The sequence below is a fragment of the Stieleria marina genome (assembly GCA_007741555.1).
Taxonomy (GTDB): Bacteria; Planctomycetota; Planctomycetia; order Pirellulales; family Pirellulaceae; genus K23-9.
Window position 1 is genome coordinate 2,906,661 of record CP036526.1, and the last position, 20,243, is coordinate 2,926,903.

9 protein-coding genes are annotated in these 20,243 nt (G+C 55.2%); 5 read left to right on the forward strand and 4 right to left on the reverse strand.

All coding sequences use genetic code 11. The features are described from left to right. Positions 1 to 12 precede the first annotated feature (12 nt). Entirely contained in the window at positions 13 to 3,381 is a 3,369-nt protein-coding gene (locus K239x_RS10115; RefSeq protein WP_145417693.1) for an efflux RND transporter permease subunit, read from the forward strand. A 178-nt stretch (positions 3,382 to 3,559) separates the two neighbouring features. After that, positions 3,560 to 4,081, forward strand: a complete 522-nt coding sequence (locus tag K239x_RS10120) for a hypothetical protein (RefSeq protein WP_145417694.1) — start codon at positions 3,560 to 3,562, stop codon at positions 4,079 to 4,081. Positions 4,082 to 4,227: 146 nt separating this feature from the next. On the opposite strand, the gene K239x_RS10125 is transcribed toward K239x_RS10120, so the two are convergent. The 4 genes from K239x_RS10125 to K239x_RS10140 form a co-directional block, all read right to left on the reverse strand. Further along, positions 4,228 to 5,130 (reverse strand): alpha/beta hydrolase, encoded by a 903-nt coding sequence (locus tag K239x_RS10125; protein WP_145417695.1) that lies wholly within the window; start codon positions 5,128 to 5,130, stop codon positions 4,228 to 4,230. Between the two features lie 190 nt (positions 5,131 to 5,320). Then, positions 5,321 to 8,152: a serine hydrolase gene (locus K239x_RS10130; protein WP_145417696.1), complete on the reverse strand. Its 2,832-nt coding sequence runs from the start codon at positions 8,150 to 8,152 to the stop codon at positions 5,321 to 5,323. A gap of 60 nt (positions 8,153 to 8,212) precedes the next feature. Beyond that, positions 8,213 to 9,907 (reverse strand): DUF4886 domain-containing protein, encoded by a 1,695-nt coding sequence (locus K239x_RS10135; RefSeq protein WP_145417697.1) that lies wholly within the window; start codon positions 9,905 to 9,907, stop codon positions 8,213 to 8,215. 79 nt (positions 9,908 to 9,986) lie between these two features. Next, positions 9,987 to 15,800 carry a PVC-type heme-binding CxxCH protein gene (locus K239x_RS10140; protein WP_419189895.1) on the reverse strand — a complete coding sequence of 1,938 codons (5,814 nt, stop codon included), beginning with the start codon at positions 15,798 to 15,800 and terminating at the stop codon, positions 9,987 to 9,989. A 295-nt stretch (positions 15,801 to 16,095) separates the two neighbouring features. Here K239x_RS10140 and K239x_RS10145 point away from each other — a divergent pair, with 295 nt between their 5' ends. From K239x_RS10145 to K239x_RS10155, 3 genes are read left to right on the forward strand one after another with little or no spacing between them, the layout of a single operon-like run. Further along, positions 16,096 to 16,824: a FadR/GntR family transcriptional regulator gene (locus K239x_RS10145; protein ID WP_145417698.1), complete on the forward strand. Its 729-nt coding sequence runs from the start codon at positions 16,096 to 16,098 to the stop codon at positions 16,822 to 16,824. A gap of 42 nt (positions 16,825 to 16,866) precedes the next feature. Further along, complete coding sequence (locus K239x_RS10150) at positions 16,867 to 18,279, forward strand: DUF1501 domain-containing protein (RefSeq protein WP_145417699.1); 1,413 nt, start codon at positions 16,867 to 16,869, stop codon at positions 18,277 to 18,279. Further along, positions 18,279 to 20,231: a DUF1549 and DUF1553 domain-containing protein gene (locus tag K239x_RS10155; RefSeq protein WP_473163578.1), complete on the forward strand. Its 1,953-nt coding sequence runs from the start codon at positions 18,279 to 18,281 to the stop codon at positions 20,229 to 20,231. Before K239x_RS10150 ends, K239x_RS10155 begins: the two co-directional genes overlap by 1 nt. The last annotated feature ends 12 nt before the right edge of the window (positions 20,232 to 20,243 follow it).

Genomic DNA, 20,243 nt, shown 5'->3' on the forward strand with positions numbered 1-20,243 from the left:
CCCGACTACGTCATGCTTGACAAAATAATCGCGTTCTCGCTTCAAAATCGGCTGATCATCCTGATGGCGGCCCTGGTCATGATGGGCCTTGGTGCTTGGCAAACGACCAAGTTGCCGATCGATGTCTTCCCAAATTTGAATCGGCCTCGTGTGGTAGTCATCACCGAAGCGCCGGGGATGGCTCCCGAGGAAGTCGAAGCACTCATTACGTTTCCACTTGAAACGGCATTCAACGGTGCAAGCGGCGTCGAAGCGGTCCGCAGCAGCAGCGGCATTGGGCTTTCGGTGATCTATGTCGAATTTGAATGGGACACCGATATCTACAACGATCGGCAAGTTGTCAACGAACGGCTCCAGCTTGCCGCCGAACAGCTACCCGACAATGTCAAACCGACACTTGCTCCCGTGTCATCCATCATGGGGCAAATTTTGATGTATGGCATGTGGAGCGAAGGCGGCGAAACGGAGCCAATGGAGGTCCGTACGCTGGCCGACTGGGTGGTGCGCCAACGATTGTTGACCATTCCGGGCGTTTCGCAAGTGTTCACGATGGGCGGCGGTCGAATGCAGTACCAAGTGCTAGTCGATCCCAACGCGCTGCGGTCCTACGGTTTGACGATGGGTGACGTTCACACTGCGGTTTCGGAATCGAATCTAAACGCCACGGGCGGTTATTTGGATGAACGCGGGCCCAATGAGTTGTTGGTGCGCGGTTTGGGGCGGATCACCAGTCTGGACGACTTGCGCGGAATCGCCATCGCGATGCGGGCGGACCGTCCCGTTACCCTGGCCGATGTTGCCCGCGTCGTCCAAGGTGCTCAAGTGATGCGAGGTGACTCGTCGGCGTTTATCCGCGGCCCGGACGGGAGTGTTCAGGGTGGTCCGGCCGTTGTGTTGACGATCAACAAACAACCCGGAAGCGATACGCGGGCGGTCGATCAAGCGATTGCAAAAGCGTTGAAAGAAATGCAAGTCGCGCTGCCAGATGACATCCGTATTGCCAACGTCTATTCGCAGCGGTCCTTTATCGATCGAGCCATCGAAAACGTGGTCGAAGCACTTGCCGATGGTGGCGTGTTGGTGCTGGTAATCTTGTTTCTGTTTCTACTGAACTTTCGCACGACGTTTATTACGCTGACGGCGATTCCGTTGTCGATCATTGTGACGGCGTGCGTTTTTGCCGCGTTCGGACTGTCGATCAATACGATGACGCTAGGCGGATTGGCTGTCGCCATTGGAGAGCTAGTTGACGATGCCATCGTTGACGTCGAAAACATTTTTCGGCGTCTCAAGGAGAATCGGCACTCCCGAGATCCAAAGCCTTCTCTGAGGGTTGTCTATGACGCCAGTATCGAAGTCCGAAGCAGTGTGGTTTATGGGACGGCAATCGTGGTGTTGGTTTTTCTGCCGCTGTTCGCGCTCGAAGGCATGGAAGGCAAACTATTCGTACCGTTGGCTCTGGGGTACGTCGTTTCTCTCATTGCGTCGCTGGCGATATCGCTGACGGTGACGCCCGTGTTGGCATCCCTGCTGCTGGTTGGTCGAAAATTCTGGCAGGTCGTCTTGCCGATGTTGGCGTTTGGCATTTCAGCGTTGACGATGTACTGGGTCGTGCCGCGAGTCGTGCACATCTTGGGTTTGCCGGTGGAGTTAGCTGCAAATCCCCTTTGGTGGGCGATCGCCGGTACGCCGGTGGTCTGGATTGTCATTCAAACCTTGGAACGCCTGCTGGGTGGCGAAGATGCAGCCGAAGGACGTTTGCTGGAAGGACTGAAGGGAATTGTCGGAACCGCGATCACTATCAGCACTCGGTTGCCAGGGCCTGTGCTTGGTGTGGCTGCCGTGCTGGTCGGGTTTGCTGTGATTTCGGTTTCGCAGTTGGAACGTGATTTTCTGCCACCATTCAACGAAGGTGCCGTGCAAGTCAACGCGCTGCTTGCTCCCGGCACCTCTTTGGCAACAAGCAACGAGATTGGTCAGGCAGTGCAGCGTCGCTTGATGGAGATCGAAGACGTCAAGTCAATTGCTCGCCGGACGGGACGCGCTGAATTGGATGAGCATGCCGAAGGTGTCAACGTGACGGAACTCTTTCTGGAAATCGCGGACAAGGCCGACCGTGAAAAGACGATCGACGAAATCCGCCATGCAATGGAAGAAATCCCCGGAGTCGTCTCCAGCACTGAACAGCCGTTGGCGCACTTGATCAGCCACATGATCTCAGGAGTCAAGGCGCAGATCGGCATCAAACTCTACGGCGACGATTTGGATGTGCTTCGCAACAAGGCCGACGAAATGAAGCTGCGTATCGCAGGTGTCGACGGTTTGGCTGACGTGATGATCGAACAGCAAACGAACATTCCTCAGTTGCGAATCGAATTGAATCGCCGAGCACTGACGCAAAACGGACTCCGTCCAGCGCAGGTCATGGAGCTAGTCGAAACGGCGATGAATGGTCAAGTCGTCAGTCAAGTGCTGCTGGGGCAGCGAACGTTCGACTTGTTAGTGCGACTGGACGAACCGTTTCGCGAAGACGTTTCCAAACTCCAGCGGCTAGCGGTTCCTCTGCCAGACGGCGGATTCGTGCCGCTCGATTCGGTTGCCAATGTGTATGAAAGCGGCGGCCCAAATATGATCAAGCGCGAACAGGTCCGTCGGCGCATCGTGCTGCAAGCGAACGTGTCCGGCCGTGGTGTCGTGGACGTGGTGGGAGACATTAAGACAGAACTGGCGGACATGGAATTGGAGCCAGGCTATTTCTTGGAATACGGCGGTCAATTCCAAAGTCAGCAGTCGGCATCCAGACGACTGGCGATCCTTTCGTGTGTCGCGCTCGTCGGAATGTTTCTGGTCTTGTACACCTTGTTTCAGAACGCCAACTTTTCATTGCAGGTTCTGGTAGCGTTGCCGACGGCATTTATCGGGGCAGTTGCTGCACTGGTTATCACGGATCAAAATTTGACCGTCGCCGCGATGGTTGGGTTCATTTCCCTGTGCGGAATCGCCAGTCGCAACGGCATTTTGCTGTTGAACCACTACATCCACTTAGTCGAACACGAAGGCGAATCGTGGACGCGCGAGATGGTAAAACGCGCCGGCCAGGAACGCATGGCTCCCGTCTTGATGACGGCACTGACCAGCGGGATCGGGCTGCTACCGCTAGCGATGGCTGCGGGCGAACCGGGCAAAGAAATTTTGTATCCGATCGCGACCGTCATCGTCGGCGGATTGTTGACGAGCACCTTGGCCGAGTTTTTCGTTCGGCCTGCTTTGTTTTGGACCATTGGCCGTGGTGCTGGCCAGCAGATTTTGGCGAACAAGTCTTCGCAGGTTTTGAAAATCGCCCCAAAGCCAGTTGCGGCGACGGATTCATTTCCAGGCTAACTCACGAACGCTGACACCCACGCGTTGAAGTTTTGGATAGACCGCTTTGGTGTTCCCCACGGTTTTCGTGGTGGATCGGTGAACACCGCCACGTCGGCTACCTTGGCACCCATCAACTTTTAAGCTTTGACAGACACCGCTGCGTGTCGCACTTTCTCCTACCCATTAAGAGATCACTATGACGAATGCACTTACTCGACTGGCTCTTGTCGCACTGACGATCGGTTTCGCAGGATGCAGCCAATCGACGAACGATTCGACGGAAGCTACCGGTGGACCGGTCGTCATGGACGAATTGCCGCCGACGCTGGACGACGCTGGTGGGCATCCGGTTCATGGACCGCACGGTGGCGATCTTGTGGAATTAGGCAAAGAAGACTTTCATGCGGAACTAGTGCATGGTGGCGACGGTATTTCGATGTATGTGCTGGATGGATCCGCAACCAAAATGGTGCCAATTCCTTCCGAGAGCCTTGTCATCAGTCTGAAGCACAATGGCCAAGTGGCGACTTTCGATTTGGCCGCCAATCCTGAACCGGGAAGCACCTCTGGGCAAAGCGCTCGGTTCACATCCACGGACACAAAGCTTGATGAATGGCTGGATGCTGGTGCCGAAGGGGCAGTGGTGATTCAGATCGACGGCAAGTCGTTTACTGGCAAGGTCGTGCACAGTCACGACCACGCTGGACACCAACACTGAATCAGGCAATGGTCATCGGCTGCAACTGCAGCCGATGTCCATTGGTCCGCTTTGGCAGCCAGCTAGCGTGTTACCCGCAATCGCGTGGTCGGAATCGATCGCGGTTTTTACGGCCCGGTGACCGCAACTTTCTGCGTACAGAGATATCAGTTCTGGTGAAACGACTCTGATACGAAGCTTAACACGTTGGGCAGTGCCGATCGCCAATAGCTCCAGCGATGTCCGCCGTCGCGTACGCGAAATTCATGAGGGATCTCTCGTTTTCGCATCGCAATGTGAATCAGCGAATTGCCTTCGTACAGAAAATCATCGTCGCCACAGTCAATGTACCATCGCACGCTTTTCAGATCTTTGGCTGGCATGTCGTCTACCAGTTGCAGAACGCTGTGGCGTTTGATGTATGCTTCGATCTTGTCGTCGGCCACCGGTTCCAGCTTGACGTTCGGATCATTTCGTCGAGGGCGATTGTATCGTTTTTTGGCGTCTTGCAGATTCCGTGGTCCGGTGCTGGCGCTCAGTGGGCAAGCCGACGAGAACAATTCGGGATGATGAAGCGCGTACATAAACGAACTGCCTCCGCCCATAGAGAGTCCAGCGACCGCACGGTATCGTTTGTCCGATTTCACGCGATAAGTGTTCTCAATGTGCGGGATCAACTCCTTGAAGAAGAAATCTTCGTAATCCCAGTCGCCGCGAATGTCGTTGAAGTAGCCCCGCCGTCCGGTGTCCGCGTCCGGCATCACGATCACCATGGGAGTGGCTTTGCCGTCGGCGACCGATTTGTCTGCAATGTGCTGGACTTCGCCAAACTGAATCCAGCCGGTTTGGTCGTCGCCGCTGCCATGGAGCAAGTAGAGGACGGGATAGCTGCGCTGCGATGTTGAGTAGCCCGGCGGAAGATAGACCGCGTAGTGTCGATCGCCGTCAAGTATTTCGCTGACCATCGAACACGTGTCTTTTACTACGCTGTGATGAGTAGATTGCGCGCAGACATTAGCTGCAAAAAATAACGCAGTGACTGCGGTAATCGACAAAAGTGGCTTAATCATTGGAGCTCGTTTCGGGATCGTTCTTGCAAGCGCCGCGAAGAGCCAGGCAAGAAGCATTGGTGAAGTTAGCGGGGAACACGTAGGGCAAGAAAGTGGAGCAGGATTTACCCAACTCGGTTGCCGGTCAATTATTGTTGGCTTGGTAAATCCGCTCGCGCATCGAATCGATCACGTGTGGATCGTTGGGCAATCACTGCTCGGGCCAGTCAGTCACTTCGTTGGCCATCTTGTGGAGCAACTGATCGATTTCGCCGCCCACTGATTTGCCGGTCGGACTGACCCGCGAGTTCAGAAGTGCGACGAAGTTTTTGCCATCGTGCCGGCGAATCATGATGGTGGCCGTGCCATTGAGCGAACCGCCGTGCCAGTGGTTTTTCTTACCGTCACTGAGATCGCGGTTGCTCCAGCCGAGCGAATAGTAGCGACTTATCTTCTTGCCGTCTTCATCGTGACCAGCCAATCCGGGAGGTCGGCCATACATCAATTCGATGCTCTGGGAGCTGAGGATTGCACAGTTCTCTGGATCGTCAAAGGCCGCGGCGAACTTGGCCAAATCGGTCGCCGATGCAATCCAAGCACCGTGCGAATCCATCGCTTCCAAATTCCAGGCACCGTAGGTCCAAGGCACAGTTTCGTTCAGGTCGTCTGCGAAAACCGATTTGCCAGTGCCGGGGTGGTAGTAGCGAACTTCATGATCCGCTCTGCCTGCCAAGTGGGTCGCGCCGATTCGCATCGATGTAACGCCGATGGGTGAAAGGACATTCTGCCTGACGTAATTTTCGTAAGTTTGGCCGCTCAGTTTCTCAATCACGCGTCCCAGCAAGCAGTAGCCAAAATTGGAATAGGCGTATCGCTGGCCAGGATCAAAATCCAATTTTTGCTGAAACATGGCCTTAATGACTGCTGCTTGATCGGCGGGCGGGGGCACACCGACTTGCTCAGCAAAACGCACCGACTGAAACATTGCATCAAACGATTTGTCGCGATCCCAGCCACCGCGATGTTCCAGCAGATGTCGAATCGTGATTTCGCGATATCGTTCGTCGAAACCATCCGCCGCGCTGTGGATGTCGTCTTCGTAGTCTAGCACCGCGAGGATTTTGTCGTCCAAATTCAATCTACCTTTCTCGATCAATTGCAAAATTGCGACCGCGGTGATCGGTTTGGAAATGCTGGCGATACGGAAAAGACTTTCAGGATCCACCTGCTCCCGGGTGGCGACGTCGCTGTATCCATAGCCGCGTGCAAAGACAACGCGACCGCGATCTGTAACGGCGATTGACGCACCGGGAATCCGATGCTGCTTCATGAATTCCCGCATCGACCGATCGTAGTTTGCGAATCGTTTGTCTTGCGGGCCGGAGGACACACTGGACGCGGCGCGTTTGGCATCGTACCCAGGGCCTCGCAGGACACGACCGGGGCGTGCGCCCGTGAACTGTCCGTCCTTCAGGACAAGCTGGCCATTGACGATGACATGCTTGACGCCTTCGGATCGGGAATGAGGATCCTTGAAATCAGCCCGGTCGACAAGATTTTCGTAGTCCAGCACGATGATATCGGCGGCTAAACCGATCGCGATTCGCCCGCGGTCATAAGCCATGATGTTGTTTGCTGCGGCCGCACTGGCTTGCGCGACTGCACGTTCGAGCGAAATTGCGCCCAGATCACGAACATACTTGGAAAGCAGTCGTGGGAATGATCCGTAAGCTCGCGGATGTGACGCTGATTTACTTCCGCCAGCCGGTCCAACGTCGGTGCAGAACGAAACGAAATCTTGTTGAATCGCCAGGATCTTGTTGGCGTCGGTCATCGTCTGAGGAAGTGCAAAGGCGCCACTGCCGACTAGGTTAAAAAAGGTCTCCCAGGGATCTTCGTTCAATGCTTCTGCGATCTTCTTTACCGACAGACCGTTGTGAACGCGATAGCGTTTGTGATTGCTACGTCCAATGATGATGCGGTCCCAGTCGTTGCTGGCGTGGCGGAACCAATTCTCCCAGCCTTCGGTCGACTCCATCTCGTTGCGGATCGTTTTTCGCAACTCAGGGTCATCCAATTTGGCCAAAAGTCGCTCACGGCCTTCGGAGAAATGCCGCGGATGGATCAGGGCAGCGATCCCGAGTCCGTTGTTGATGTACGGGTAGATATCGGCCGTCACTTGTTGACCGTCTGCTCGTGCTGCCTTGATGCGAGCGATTGCCAATTGCATCTTTCCCCAGTTTTGCTTGCCCGCAGCTTTCAGGTGAAAGATGTGAACCGGCGTGCCGCCATCGCGTCCGATTACCATCGCCTCGTCGATCGCTTCGAGCAATCGATCGCCCTCGTTTCGCATGTGCGTGTAGTATCGCCCGCCGTACTTGCCCGCGGTTTTTGCCAGAGCAGCGATCTCTTCGGTGGGGGCATACACGGCTGGTGGATAGATCAGTGCCGTCGAAACACCGATCGCGCCCGCTTCCATCCCTTCGCGAACCAAGTCCTGCATCTGCCGCAGTTCTTTGCTGCTTGGTCGCCGCTCGACATCACCGAGCACGATCCGGCGGACTTGGGTGTGTCCGACCGTTTGCGCGACATTGACTGGCAGTCCTTTTGATTCGACCAGCGTGAAGTACTCGGCCATCGTCGTATAGCCGCGGCGTCTGCCATCGTCTTGGCTGAGCGGTGCAGCAGAGCCACCTTCCCCGGCGTTGATCGTAGTGATTCCTTGAGTCAGCAGGTTGATCGCTGACTTTGGGTTTTCGATCATCGGGGATGCTGTTTGCCCCATCATGTCGATGAAGCCGGGCGCAACCACCTGCCCCGTCGCGTCGATGACCTGCTTGCCCTCTTTGTCAGCAATCCGTCCGATCTGAACAATCAGCCCGTCGTTAATCCCAATGTCAGCCACATACCAGGGGGCGCCGCTGCCATCGACGATCCGGCCGTTGCGAATTACCACATCTAGTTGGTCCGCCGCATGGACGTGACACGCAGACGATCCGTAGACGATAAATATCAGTATCAATGCAGTCGCTGGACGGTACATAACGTTCTTCCTGTCGCTGGTGAGAGGTTTTGTGGTGAAGGACACAGCCCGATTGCCTTGCTACTTTGTTGCTGGGCTTTTGCGTCCACTGACTTCGTGCGCGACTTCACGCATCAACGATGCATCGGAATTCTTGACGCCTTTGGGAACGTATTGAATGTCGCGGGAGTCGTTGCCCGTTATGGTTTCGTACCAGACTAAGCCCGCCATGTAACAACCGGTCGGATTGGCATGTTTGAAATCCAGTCGAAGTGATTTTTTGCTTTCGCGGTTGTCCCAGTACCAGCCCGTGACGAGCGAATTTGTTTGGTCTGGTCGTTTGGGGTGATCAGGAGACTCGAAATCGTAGTTGGGATCGGGCACAACGATTTCGCGCCCCGGGATTTGCCTGGCTTTCTGAAAAGCTGTACCGACAGGGATGATCTTCGCGCCAAATTGTTTAGCTGTGTTGGCGTACGCACGGGAGAGTCCTTGGTACATTTCGTCTTGGGTGATCTTCCATTGTTTCAAGAGAGGCGAATCGGGACGGTACGCCCACGTTTCGTGGATTAAAATCTTGGCCTGCGGTGCGTGCTGGCGAATAAGGGCCACCAGTTCGTCGACGTGCGGATGATAGGTTTCTTCTCGATGGCTCAAAGCACTCATTTGTTGCAGCGTTACATAATCCCAGGGCTGCAACTGCAGATACTCTTGTAGGCTCAGTTTTGACGATCCGGATTTGGATTTCCAATTGTAGGGTCGATTGGTTGGATCCGACTGAGATTGTTTTGCCAACGTCGCATGCCGTTCCAGGGTGCAACCGCCAAGGTTGGCCGTTCCGATCACGAGTTCGACGCCTCCATTGGCAGCGATTTCATTCAGGTACTTGCAGGCGTTGCCGGCGAAACTGTTGCCGATCGTTAACACGCGTATCGGACGGTCGCCCGTTTGATCGTCCACGCTGAGTTGACCGTTCAAGCGTTCCGACAGAAACGCGATCATGGTGTCGCCCGCCAGTTCGTAGTACTTGCCTAGGTTGTGATTGGTATCGGGGAGCGTCACGCTTTTATGGTTGATTCCCAGCGACGCAAGTGTCTTGGCCAAGGGCTTGAACCCGTCCGGATGATCTTTGTCACCGTTGACCGTCAGGAGTGAATAATGGTTCTGTTGCAGCGTGTCTGCGTTTTGCTTTGCAGCGGGCAACAGCGGACTGTCTTCACCGCTTCCTCGTCGGGAGAGTGCGCCGCCCCAACTGCCTGCGGCACAGAACAATTCCGGATGCTGAATCGACAGCGCCACCGAACCAGCGCCGCCCATCGAAAAGCCAGCGATGACTCGAGCGGATGCGTTCGCTTGGGTCGGATAGTTGGCGTCGATCAGTGGAACCAATTCATCGATGATCATCGTGGCGACTTTGCCGCGATAACCGCTCATTCCACCGTTGGGAAAGACACAAATCGCCGCCGGGAACTTCCCTTGACGAATCGCTTTTGCCACACGAGAGGCAAAGCCGCCCGCGTCGGATGCTTCGGATCCGCCGGCACCGTGCAAGAAATAGACGACCGGATATCGCGTCGTGCCGCTGGCATCAAAATTGGGCGGAGTCCAAACCACGTAGCCAACGTCATGCCCAAGCGATTTGCTGGGCAAGACTTTGTGTGCGAGTCCCTTGACGCTGGGGATATCAGGGTTGACCCATTTTACTTCGCGATTGCGTTGGGCCGATACGTTTTGACTTAGAAGGAGTGCTGTCAGTATCAAAGCAAAAGTGCGCATGCCGTCGTATTCTCTCTGTAACTTTGATCTTCAATGGGAACGGGGATTTGTCGAACTAACGAATGATATTTCGTCGTGGTTATTGCTGACCACCAGCGGGCGGAGTCTCTTGACGTAAGACCTCCAGTTTCATTTTTCGGAATCGGACCTCGGTTTTGCCGCCGCTATGCAACTGGAAAGCGATGATGCCGCGAGTAGCGCCTTTGCGGTCAATCAGATCCACACAAGGATGGCCGTTGATTAACGTCCGAAGATGATTGTTTTGCGCGATGATTTCGTATTGGTTCCACTGGCCTTGGCGAACATGTTGTTTGGCCGATTTGTCCCACAGCAAACCGCGACCATGTTCTTCATAGAGTTTTCCCCACCACCCAGCTCCAATGTCCGCTTGGTATCCGGAAACTTCGTCGTCATGAGACTTGCTGCGAAACTGAATACCGCTGTTGCCCGCGTTGTCGACCAGCTTTACGTCGACAGTCAATCGGAAATTGTCCGCCGAAAGATCGCTGACGATCCATTCGTTTCGCTTGAGGCCCTCGGTTCGGCCGACCAGTTCTCCGTTTTCGACTGACCAGAGTCCGTCGGTTCCTGTCCATCCAGTGAGATCCGTGCCGTTAAAGAACGTGGAGGCATTCTCTGGCGTTGCTGCCATCGGCGTTTGCTCTTTGCCACGCAGGTAGGCGACGAGCGATCGCACTTGATGAGGCGTAAATTGTTTTAGCTGGTCATCGGGCATCATCGATTTGTCGCCTAGGCGACGGTCGTCGATCTCGTCGATTGGAACGACTACCAACGCATCGGTTGTTTGAATGCTAACCGAGTTTTTGTCTTCGGCTTTGACCAATCCACTGACGATCCGGCCATCCTCTGTCAGCAAGACCGTGGGTTGGTATTCTTTGGCCATCACGCTGCTGGGATCGACAATGTTGCTGAGCAAATAGTCCAAATTCGCTCGGTTCGATCCCGTCAAATCAGGCCCCACTTTGAAGCCGACTCCGTACAGCGTGTGACATTTCATGCACGTGTTTGCAAAAACGGCTCGGCCGGTTTCCAGTTCAGCTTGGGGGTGATCAGTCGATTCGATCAGTGATTTGTATTCGGCGATCAATTTCAATTTGTCGCCGGCGGATTCGCGTGCGGCGCCCCAGACGCGTTTGAGTTTCGCATTGACTTGTTTGTCGTTTAGGAACTGAAGTTGCATGACAAGGTCGGCGGTCAGATCAGCGCCGGGAATTTTTTTTGCTTCGATTGCATCTAGCAGGGTGCTGGCTGGTCCAGGACGCGAACAAAGTGTTCCCAGGGCTATTCGACGTTGGTCGGGCGTTAGCCCCGAATAGGCTGCCAGCAGTGAAGGTGCGACCGATGCATCGTCGAATTGCGCAAGACCACGAATGGCAGCCTCGCGAAGAGGAGCAGCGTCGGCAAGCAAACGTGTTAGTGTTGGCACCAGTCGGCGGTCGTTCGCATCAAGCAAAGACTGCAGGGCAGTGGTTCGGGCTGCGATGCTGCCCGATGGATCAACGATTTGTGAACGCATCGTTTGCATCGCGGCCGGGTCCCCAAAGGTCACACCAAGCGCGGTCGATTGCAATCTTACTTCGCTGTTCTCGCTGGCCAAAAGCGATTTGGAAACGTCACTCCAGATCGGCGGGGCCTCGACCTTGCGTTGGCCTTGGAGAGCCGTTCGGATTGCTTTTAGATAGGTCAGTTTCAGCGCCGGAGTCGCGGCATCACCCAAGCCCTTGACCAGTACTTCCAACGACGATTCGGACCCGCCACTGCCGATTCTTCGCAACATGAATTCTCGCAATAACGGTATCCGTTCGCCTGCGGACATTGCCAGCGCCAGGGCTCGAAACGGATCGACTTCGGCGAGCGGTTCGGCGGCATACCAGTACATCAACGGCAGGTTATGGTCCGTTGCGTCCTGGGCGTGTGACGTCAGTGATTTCAGCAGATTCCATCGTGATTCCGGCGGCAATTTCTGAGTGGCTGATGTCAAGTAGAGTCGCACGATCGGCGACGGATCGGTGGCGGCCATCGACGCAAACTTTGCAAGCTGATTTGCCGAAGGTTGGTCGCCAGCGGTCTCCATCGCCAGTTGGACGGCCCAACCGCGAACATAGGCACTCGCATCATCGCAGAGCTTAGTCGAAAGATTTTTGTGCAGTGATTTGGTTACATGCAAAGCCCAGGCCGCACGCAGTCGACGTGTATCGTCATCATGGCTGATCGCGACTTGCGTCAGTCGCGTGATTGCTGCGGCGTCGATTGGTCGTTTGGCGGCACGCTCTTGAAGCACGCGTCGGCTGTGACGCACGTACCAGTCGTTTGGATGCAGGACCATTTCGGCGAGCTGCAAATCGCTGGCTTTTGCAAGGTCCACCGTCGGTGCGGCGAAACCTTGGTCGCCGTAACTGATTTTGTAAATCCGGCCGTTGGTGCGGTCGTGCAAACTGGTTTTGCCATGGTGGCAGGCTTGCATGTCGTACCAGTCGATCATCCACGCGTTGCCGTCAGGCCCGTAACGCAGGTTCAAAATTTGTGATGCATTGTCACGAGCGAGCAGAAAGTCTGGTCCATGCGATCCCACGTAACCAGAACCGTTGGGTTTCAGAATGTCGACGTTCAATCGTTGGCCATGAATGTTGTTCATGAAAATCTGATCGCGGTATTTCTGTGGCCAACGATCGCCTAGGTAGATCATCGCACCGGCATGGGCGTGACCACCGCCGGCTGAATTCGATTTGCTGTTGCCGCCATGCGGAGTTGCACCCAGGTAATGCAAGTGATCGGCAATGGTGACGATATCGCGATAAGTATGCGGATTGAAATGCCGCCCACCTTGGCGTTGATAACGGGCGCCTTGGATGATGTGGTAGAGGTGCGGAATCACGCAGGCAGTAATAAACGCTTGGCCGTGGTCATTGAAATCGACGCCCCATGGATTGCTGGTTCCGTTGGCAAACACATCAAATTCGTGCCGCGTCGGATGGTAACGCCACACACAGCAGTTCAGCGGAATGCGATCGGCATCGGGAGTGCCTGGCTTTCCGACTCGCGAATGCGTGAACACGCCGTGGCATCCATACAGCCAGCCATCGGGGCCCCAGATAAAGGCGTTCAGTGTTTCGTGTGTGTCTTGCAATCCCCAGCCATCGAGCAAAATTTCGGGTTCGCCGTCGGGGACATCGTCACCGTCTTTGTCGGGAATGAACATCAGATACGGCGCGGCTCCGACCCAAACGCCACCAAAACCGACTTCTAGTCCGCTGACTAAGTTCAAGCCTTCGGCAAACACTTTGCGGCTGTCCAGCGATCCGTCACCGTTGGTGTCTTCAAAAATCAAAATCCGGTCGCGGCCCGTGTCGCCCTTGGCTCGCACGGGATACTCGTACGCTTCGGCGATCCAGACTCGGCCGCGGTCGTCCAGTGCCATCGCGATTGGTTGTTTGACGGCGGGTTCCGAAGCGCCGACCGTGACATGGAACCCATCGGGAACTTTCATCTCAGTGGCCGCTTGCTGGGCACGAAGACCCGAGTGCGGGTACTCGTCGGCCGTGAGCGCGACCAAAGAAGGTGTCGGACGTGCAGGACGATTGGCGTGTAGCAAAAAATTGTCAAAGTTGACGTGCCCCCATCCGCCCTTGTGTTCGTCGACAATCCGAATTCGAATCTCTTTGCCGACATGACCTCGCAAGTCCACGACGACACGACGCATGGTTTCGGTTTTCGTTCCATTGACCTGAAAGAACACTTTTCCGGTGTCTTGGCGAATTAGTTCAACGCGCGTTGTGTCATGTTGACCGCCGTTGGTAAGAAATGATCCGTACGGCTGCGAAACGACGAAAGGTTCCGAGGTCAACGTTCCGGTTCGTTCGTCACCAAACTTTTCGAATCCGCCGATCCAAAAATCGCCCGAATGATTGCTGGGCATCGAGCTGCGACGTACCTTGGCTAGGTCGCCTTTGATCGGCTGGCCTTCAAATCCGTCGCCGGTTGCGGTCCAGTCGGCCAAGGTCCCAAGTTCGAACCCTAGATTCAGGACACGTCCGTCGCGCGACTTGGGACGCTCACCTGCGTCAGCGTTTCGTTCACCAGCAGGTCGTTTCGAAACAGGTGCGTCGACAAATTTGCCGTCCGGCTTTTTGATGCGCAGATAGTCGATCGCAAACATGTGTGATTTAGCGGCCTTGGGATTTGCACCGATAATCTGCACGCCAAGAGTATGCTTGTTTCCTTGAACCGACTGCTTGGGAAACGAAAGCACTCCAGTCGTAATGACGCTGGTTTCGTACAGATCGATCGGATCGCCCAACGGTTGGTCGTCCAAAGACAATTGCACGACGCCGTAGTCCTTGGCACATGTCAACACGACATCCAGATCGACGACGCCCGTGAACGCTGGAAGCTCGAGCGTGAGCGTGTCGCCAGGTTTCGCACCGGTCCACCACAATTGTGATTTGCCGCTCCAGCTGTCGCCGTTGAATCGAGACATGTCCTGCGCTTTGGTAGCACCACCGGTTGTGCGTCCCTTCAACGATTCGCCTTCGATGGCACCCTCGACACGAGCCGTCTTAACGTTGACTTTTGACTTGGGACCTCGCAGCGCTTTTGCTCCGTTCATCGAAGGCAATTTGGGGCCCGTGTAGACGCGTGGTTGGGCGGCCTTCCACTGCTCGGGGGTTGCTGGCGATGTTTTGTGAGTCAGAACGTGGGCGCCTTTCATACCGCCAAGAACGATGTCGGTCAGCCCATCCGCATTCACGTCCGTGACGGAAACTTGACGACCAATACCTGCGTCGCCGTCGGCGAGATAAGGGACCCAGTCAACGCCATCGTCAGCTCGCACCAGTTTGAACCAATAGACGACCGCGCCGGCATCCCACATCGGGCTTTGTTTGTGGTGGGACCAGTACGTCTTGCCGGTCACGATGTCTTTGAGTCCGTCGCCATCTATGTCGGCAAGGGCGACCGAATGGGGCTCGCTAAACAGGACGCCGTATTTGTTTTCCGAAGGGTGCGATCCCATGATCTGATGTCGTTTGAAAGTGAACGCATCGCCGTCGGTGACTTGTTCGTACCAGGACAAACCAAATTCGTGGGCGCGTTCGCTGGTGATGACGTCGTTGTCCCCGTCTCCATCGACGTCGTAGGCATGCATCTCTGCGCCGCCGTATCCGACAGTCAGTTTCACAGGGTGATGTTTCCAGCGTGAAGCATCTGCCTTTGATGGCGGTTGTTCGTACCAACCGCCCGCGTGAATGATGTCTTGTCGTCCGTCGCCGTTGATGTCCCCGATGCCCAGTCCGTGACCAAACTTCTTGGCGGTCACTTGCTGCGAAATCGGATGAAAATCCCAGGTGCCCAGTGGGTCACTGGAGTCGATGGTTGCAAAACCAAAGAATCCATCGCGAGTGCACACGAGTTCGGGTTGTTCATCGCCCAGCAGGTTGATCAGTTGCGGAGACTCGTTGGATACCCAGTCGAAAACTTGATGCTTCTTCCAGTGTTTCTTCAGCCCATCTGCTTTTGGATTTTCGTAGACGTACGCAGGCGTGCCAGGAAAACCGACCACGAATACGTCGTTGAATCCGTCTTTGTTGAAGTCGTGAACCCAAGAAAAAAAGTTGTCGGCGTAGCGATTCACATCCTGCTTGACCGGCTTGTAAATCTCATGCTTTGCTTCGTAATCCGGTCCAGCAAACCAGTACGGTCCGTAGACGATGTCGGCCACGCCATCACCGTTGATGTCGCCCGCATTGGCGCCTTCGGAAAAATAGGTGCCAGTGAGTTGCTTGGATTCGAATGAGTGAATCGTTCGCTCATCCGCGTTTGTCCCCGCGACGGCAAGGATGCAAACAGACGCTGCGAAAGCTCGAAGAGCAAGCATGAGAGAGCCTTGAGAATTGACTTAGGTGGGGTGTCGTACGTCGATGGCAGAACGCGATGGAGTGATCGAGTTTGCTTTATCCAGATCACGTCATCCAAGGGGGGACCCGGGACTTGATCGGCTGATGCCATAGCAAGTGTCTGGTCATACCAGACTAGCGAGATCTTAGTCCGTAATCAATCAATGAGGTGGACTTGTTCACCATTCTTGTAAATGCGACCTCGGCTGGTATGATGAGACGGCGGCGAGCTTCGAGCTCCAAGTCTTAATTCTTTTGGACCGACTGGGACCAAGAATGGTCGAAGCAAGCACTTCCACGCAAACCGTTTTTCAGAAAATGTTGCTGAATGTTCAGTCGGGAATTTGGGAGACGGGAGCCAAGATTCCAAGTGAACGATCGCTGATCGATCAATTTGGTGTCAGCCGAATTGCGATCCGCGAAGCCCTTTCGATGCTGAGGGGCTTGGGCGTCCTGGAGATCAATCACGGTCAACGAACTCGCGTCAAAACGGTTGACGCTGTCACGTTAGGCCATTTGTTGCCGTTGATGCTGTCGAGCGGCGGACAGCAAACGTTCGACCAAGTCTTTGAAGTGCGGCTGGCGATTGAATCTCAGACGGCATCGCAGGCCGCCAGGCGACGGACTTCGGAGCAGCTTGAACGTCTGAAAGAACTCTTGGCAAGTTTCCGCGATGCGATGCGGAACGATGGCAACACAAATGCTCAGGCGATTGATCTTGAGTTTCACTTGGAGATTGCCCGAGCGACTGCCAATCCACTTTTTCCCGTGTTGTTAGAAGCTCTCGCAGGCTTTGTGTCGTTTGCACAGAAAGCAAGTTGCCAAAACGATTCGGAACGCAGCCAGCGTGCCGTGCTGGCGCATGAATCCATCTTCGAGGCGATTCGCGATGCTGATGCGGACCGAGCGCGTGTGGAGATGGAGTCTCATTTGCGATATAGCATGACCCGAAAGATTCGTCCCGACGAACCGCTTTTTGACGACAGCGATCCATCAGCGCACTGATTGAATTACTTGCCAAATCACTGATCCGCTTACTGAACGACCATGCGCACCAGAGCAACTCATCCGATCCCGAGTCAATCGCGCCGAAGCTTTCTCGCCAGCGCAGGCGGTGGAATGGGCATACTTGCCTGCGCGTCGCTTGCGCAATCCAACGAAGCAGCGATCGAGGGTATCCGCACGCATTTTGCTCCTCGGGCAAAACGCGTGATCTGGTTGTTTATGCATGGTGGTCCCAGCCATGTGGATTTGCTGGACCCCAAGCCTGCGCTCGCCAAGTACGGCGGCCAGCCCTTGCCAGACAGTTTTGGCAACGTGATGACGCGCCGCGACGTAAAAAAAAATCCGCTCTTGGCACCCCTTCGCCGGTTTCGCCCACGCGGGCAATCGGGTTTGGAAATCAGTGATTTTTTGCCGCACATTGCGCAGCATGCCGACGACCTTTGTGTGGTTCGTTCCATGCACGGTGATAGCGTCAATCATCCGCAGTCGGTGTATCAGATGAATACGGGCAGCATTCTGATGGGCAACCCGAGTGTCGGGAGCTGGGTGGCGTACGGTTTGGGTTCGGAAAATCAAAATATGCCGGCATTTGTGGTGCTTCCTGATCCGGGAGGAGGACTCAAGGGCGGGCCGCCAGCTTGGGGGAACGGCTACCTGCCAGCGTCGTACCAGGGTGTCACGATGCGACCGGGGGCTTCGCCGATTTTGGATCTGCAGCCGCAGCCGGGGGTGAACGCCGAACAGCAACAACGCGATTTGTCGCTGATCCATAAATTCAATCAGCGGCATTTGCAGCAGCGTGATGCGGACAATCGGTTGGCAGCTCGCGTTAAAGCGTACGAGCTGGCGTTTCGGATGCAAACAGAAGCTCCCGAGTTGGTCGATTTGCAAAATGAAACGCAACACACGCAGCAGATGTATGGCATCGATCAAAAGGAAACGCGCGAGTTTGGCGAACGATGTTTGTTGGCGCGGCGCATGATCGAAAGCGGAGTGCGTTTTGTGCAACTCTATTCCGGCGACACCAATGGATGGGATGCACACGCGGACGTCGAAAAGAATCATACGGAGTATTGCCGACGGACTGACAAACCGGTCGCGGGTCTTTTGCAGGATTTGAAGCAACGTGGATTGATGGAAGACACGCTGGTGATTTGGGGCGGCGAGTTTGGGCGAATGCCTATGAGCGAGCAGGGGAAAGGTCGTGATCACAACCCTTGGGGATACAGCCTCTGGATGGCCGGTGCCGGCATCCGTGGCGGACGAGCGTACGGTGCGACCGACGAAATTGGACTCAGGGCGGTTTCGGACAAAGTATCGGTCACTGATTTTCATGCAACGTTGTTGCACCTGCTCGGGATCGACCACTACCAACTCACTCATTTTCACAACGGACTGGACAAACGATTGACCGGACCGGACGAAGCAAAGCCAATTCAGGGGCTGATCAGTTGATGCAAACGCGACTCAATCCCCTAGCCAGAATTCGCGGCACGAGTGTGTTTCCGATGCTGCTGTTCATCGGTGCGGTGTCCACGTTGGTGGTTACGCCGCTGCGTCCACTTGCTGCCAGCGATGGCGAAGCGAAGTACGTCGAATTGCCGATTGACGAATACGATCGCGACCATTGGTCTTTTCAGCCGCTGGAAAAAGTCGATGTTCCTGTGCACGCAGATTCGCAGTGGGGCAACAACGCGATTGATGACTTTGTGCTCAGCGTATTGCATCGTCGTGATCTCCGTCCGCAGCCTGAGGCATCGGCCACGACGCTGATTCGGCGTTTAAGTTTTGACCTGACCGGGCTTCCTCCGACTCCCGAGGAAATTCACGACTTCGTAAACGATGCGCACCCCGCTGCCTACGATCGGTTGGTCGATCGGCTATTGGAATCACCTCGGTACGGCGAACGCTGGGCACAGCATTGGCTTGATCTAGCACGGTTCGCAGAAACCGATGGGTTCGAGCACGATAAGCTGCGACCGAAGGCCTGGACCTATCGCGACTGGGTCATCAAGGCCCTGAATGACGACCTGCCTTACGACGAGTTTATTCGCCGGCAGATAGCCGGCGACGAAATGTATCCCGGTGACCAATCAGCGGCGACGGCGACGCGTTTTTGTCTTTCGGGGCCCGACATGCCGGACATCAATTTGTCCGATGAACGGCTGCATACCGTATTGAACGAAATGGCTTCGACGGTCGGGGAAGTCATTTTGGGATTGCAGGTCGGTTGTGCGCAGTGTCACGACCACAAGTACGACGCGGTTAGTCAAGCGGATTTCTATCGTCTTCGCGCTGTCTTTGAACCCGCCGTCCAGCTGAAAAAGAATCGTTCGCTTTCGATGCTTCAGGAGTCATTTCCCTACAAACAAGCCAGCCACCTGATGCTTCGAGGCGATTTTCGTAGCCCCGGCCCGAAGATTCAGCCTGGCGTGATTCGCGTTGTTTCGTCAAAGACAAACCGCTACTCGCCCGCACCATCGGAAACCTCATCGGGCCTGCGAACGGCGCTGGCAAACTGGTTGGTGTCTCCCGAAAATCCATTGACCGCGCGAGTCATGGTGAATCGAGTGTGGCAGCATCACTTTGGCGTCGGAATCGTCAAGACACCCAGCGAATTCGGCGTCATGGGGGCCGACCCCAGCCATGCCGAATTGTTGGACTGGCTTTCGCTGGAGTTTATCCAGCAGGGCTGGAGTCTCAAATCGCTGCATCGATTGATCGTGTCGTCGGCTGCGTATCGCCAACGTAGTCGTCTGAGTAGTGACGCATCTTTGGTGCAAAAGGATAAGTGGCAAACGGCGTTGAAATCGGATCCCGACGCGCGGCTGCTTTCGCGGTACCCGCGTTGGCGATTGGAAGGCGAAGCGATTCGCGATGCCATTTTGGTTGCGTCGGGGCAGGTCAACTTCAAACCCGGCGGTCCGGGAGTGCGTCCGCCCCTGCCAAAGGAACTGGTCGGCACGTTGCTCAAGAATCAATGGAATGTGACCAAGGACAGTGCAGAACACAATCGCCGTAGCATCTATGTTTTTGCACGGAGAAATCTGCGGTACCCGATCTTTGAAGTTTTTGATCGTCCCAGTGCGAATGCAAGTTGCTCTGCCCGAGGCGCGTCAACGACCGCACCTCAGTCGCTGCATCTTTTGAATTCTCAGTTCTCCTTGCGAATGTCCAAGTTAATGGCAGATGCGATCATGCAAGGCAGTTCAGCGAGGGAGCATCAGATTGAAGAAGTTTTCCGTCGTACGCTTGGTCGATCGCCCAGTGCAGCGGAGCATCAGGACGTCGTGGAATTTTTAGGTAACGCATCGTCTGACGACGAAAGCGAGTCGTCGTTGCGCGATCGGCTGTCACATCTTTGTTTGTCGCTGATCAACTGCAGCGAGTTTGTGGTTGTCGACTAGCGATTGACATTC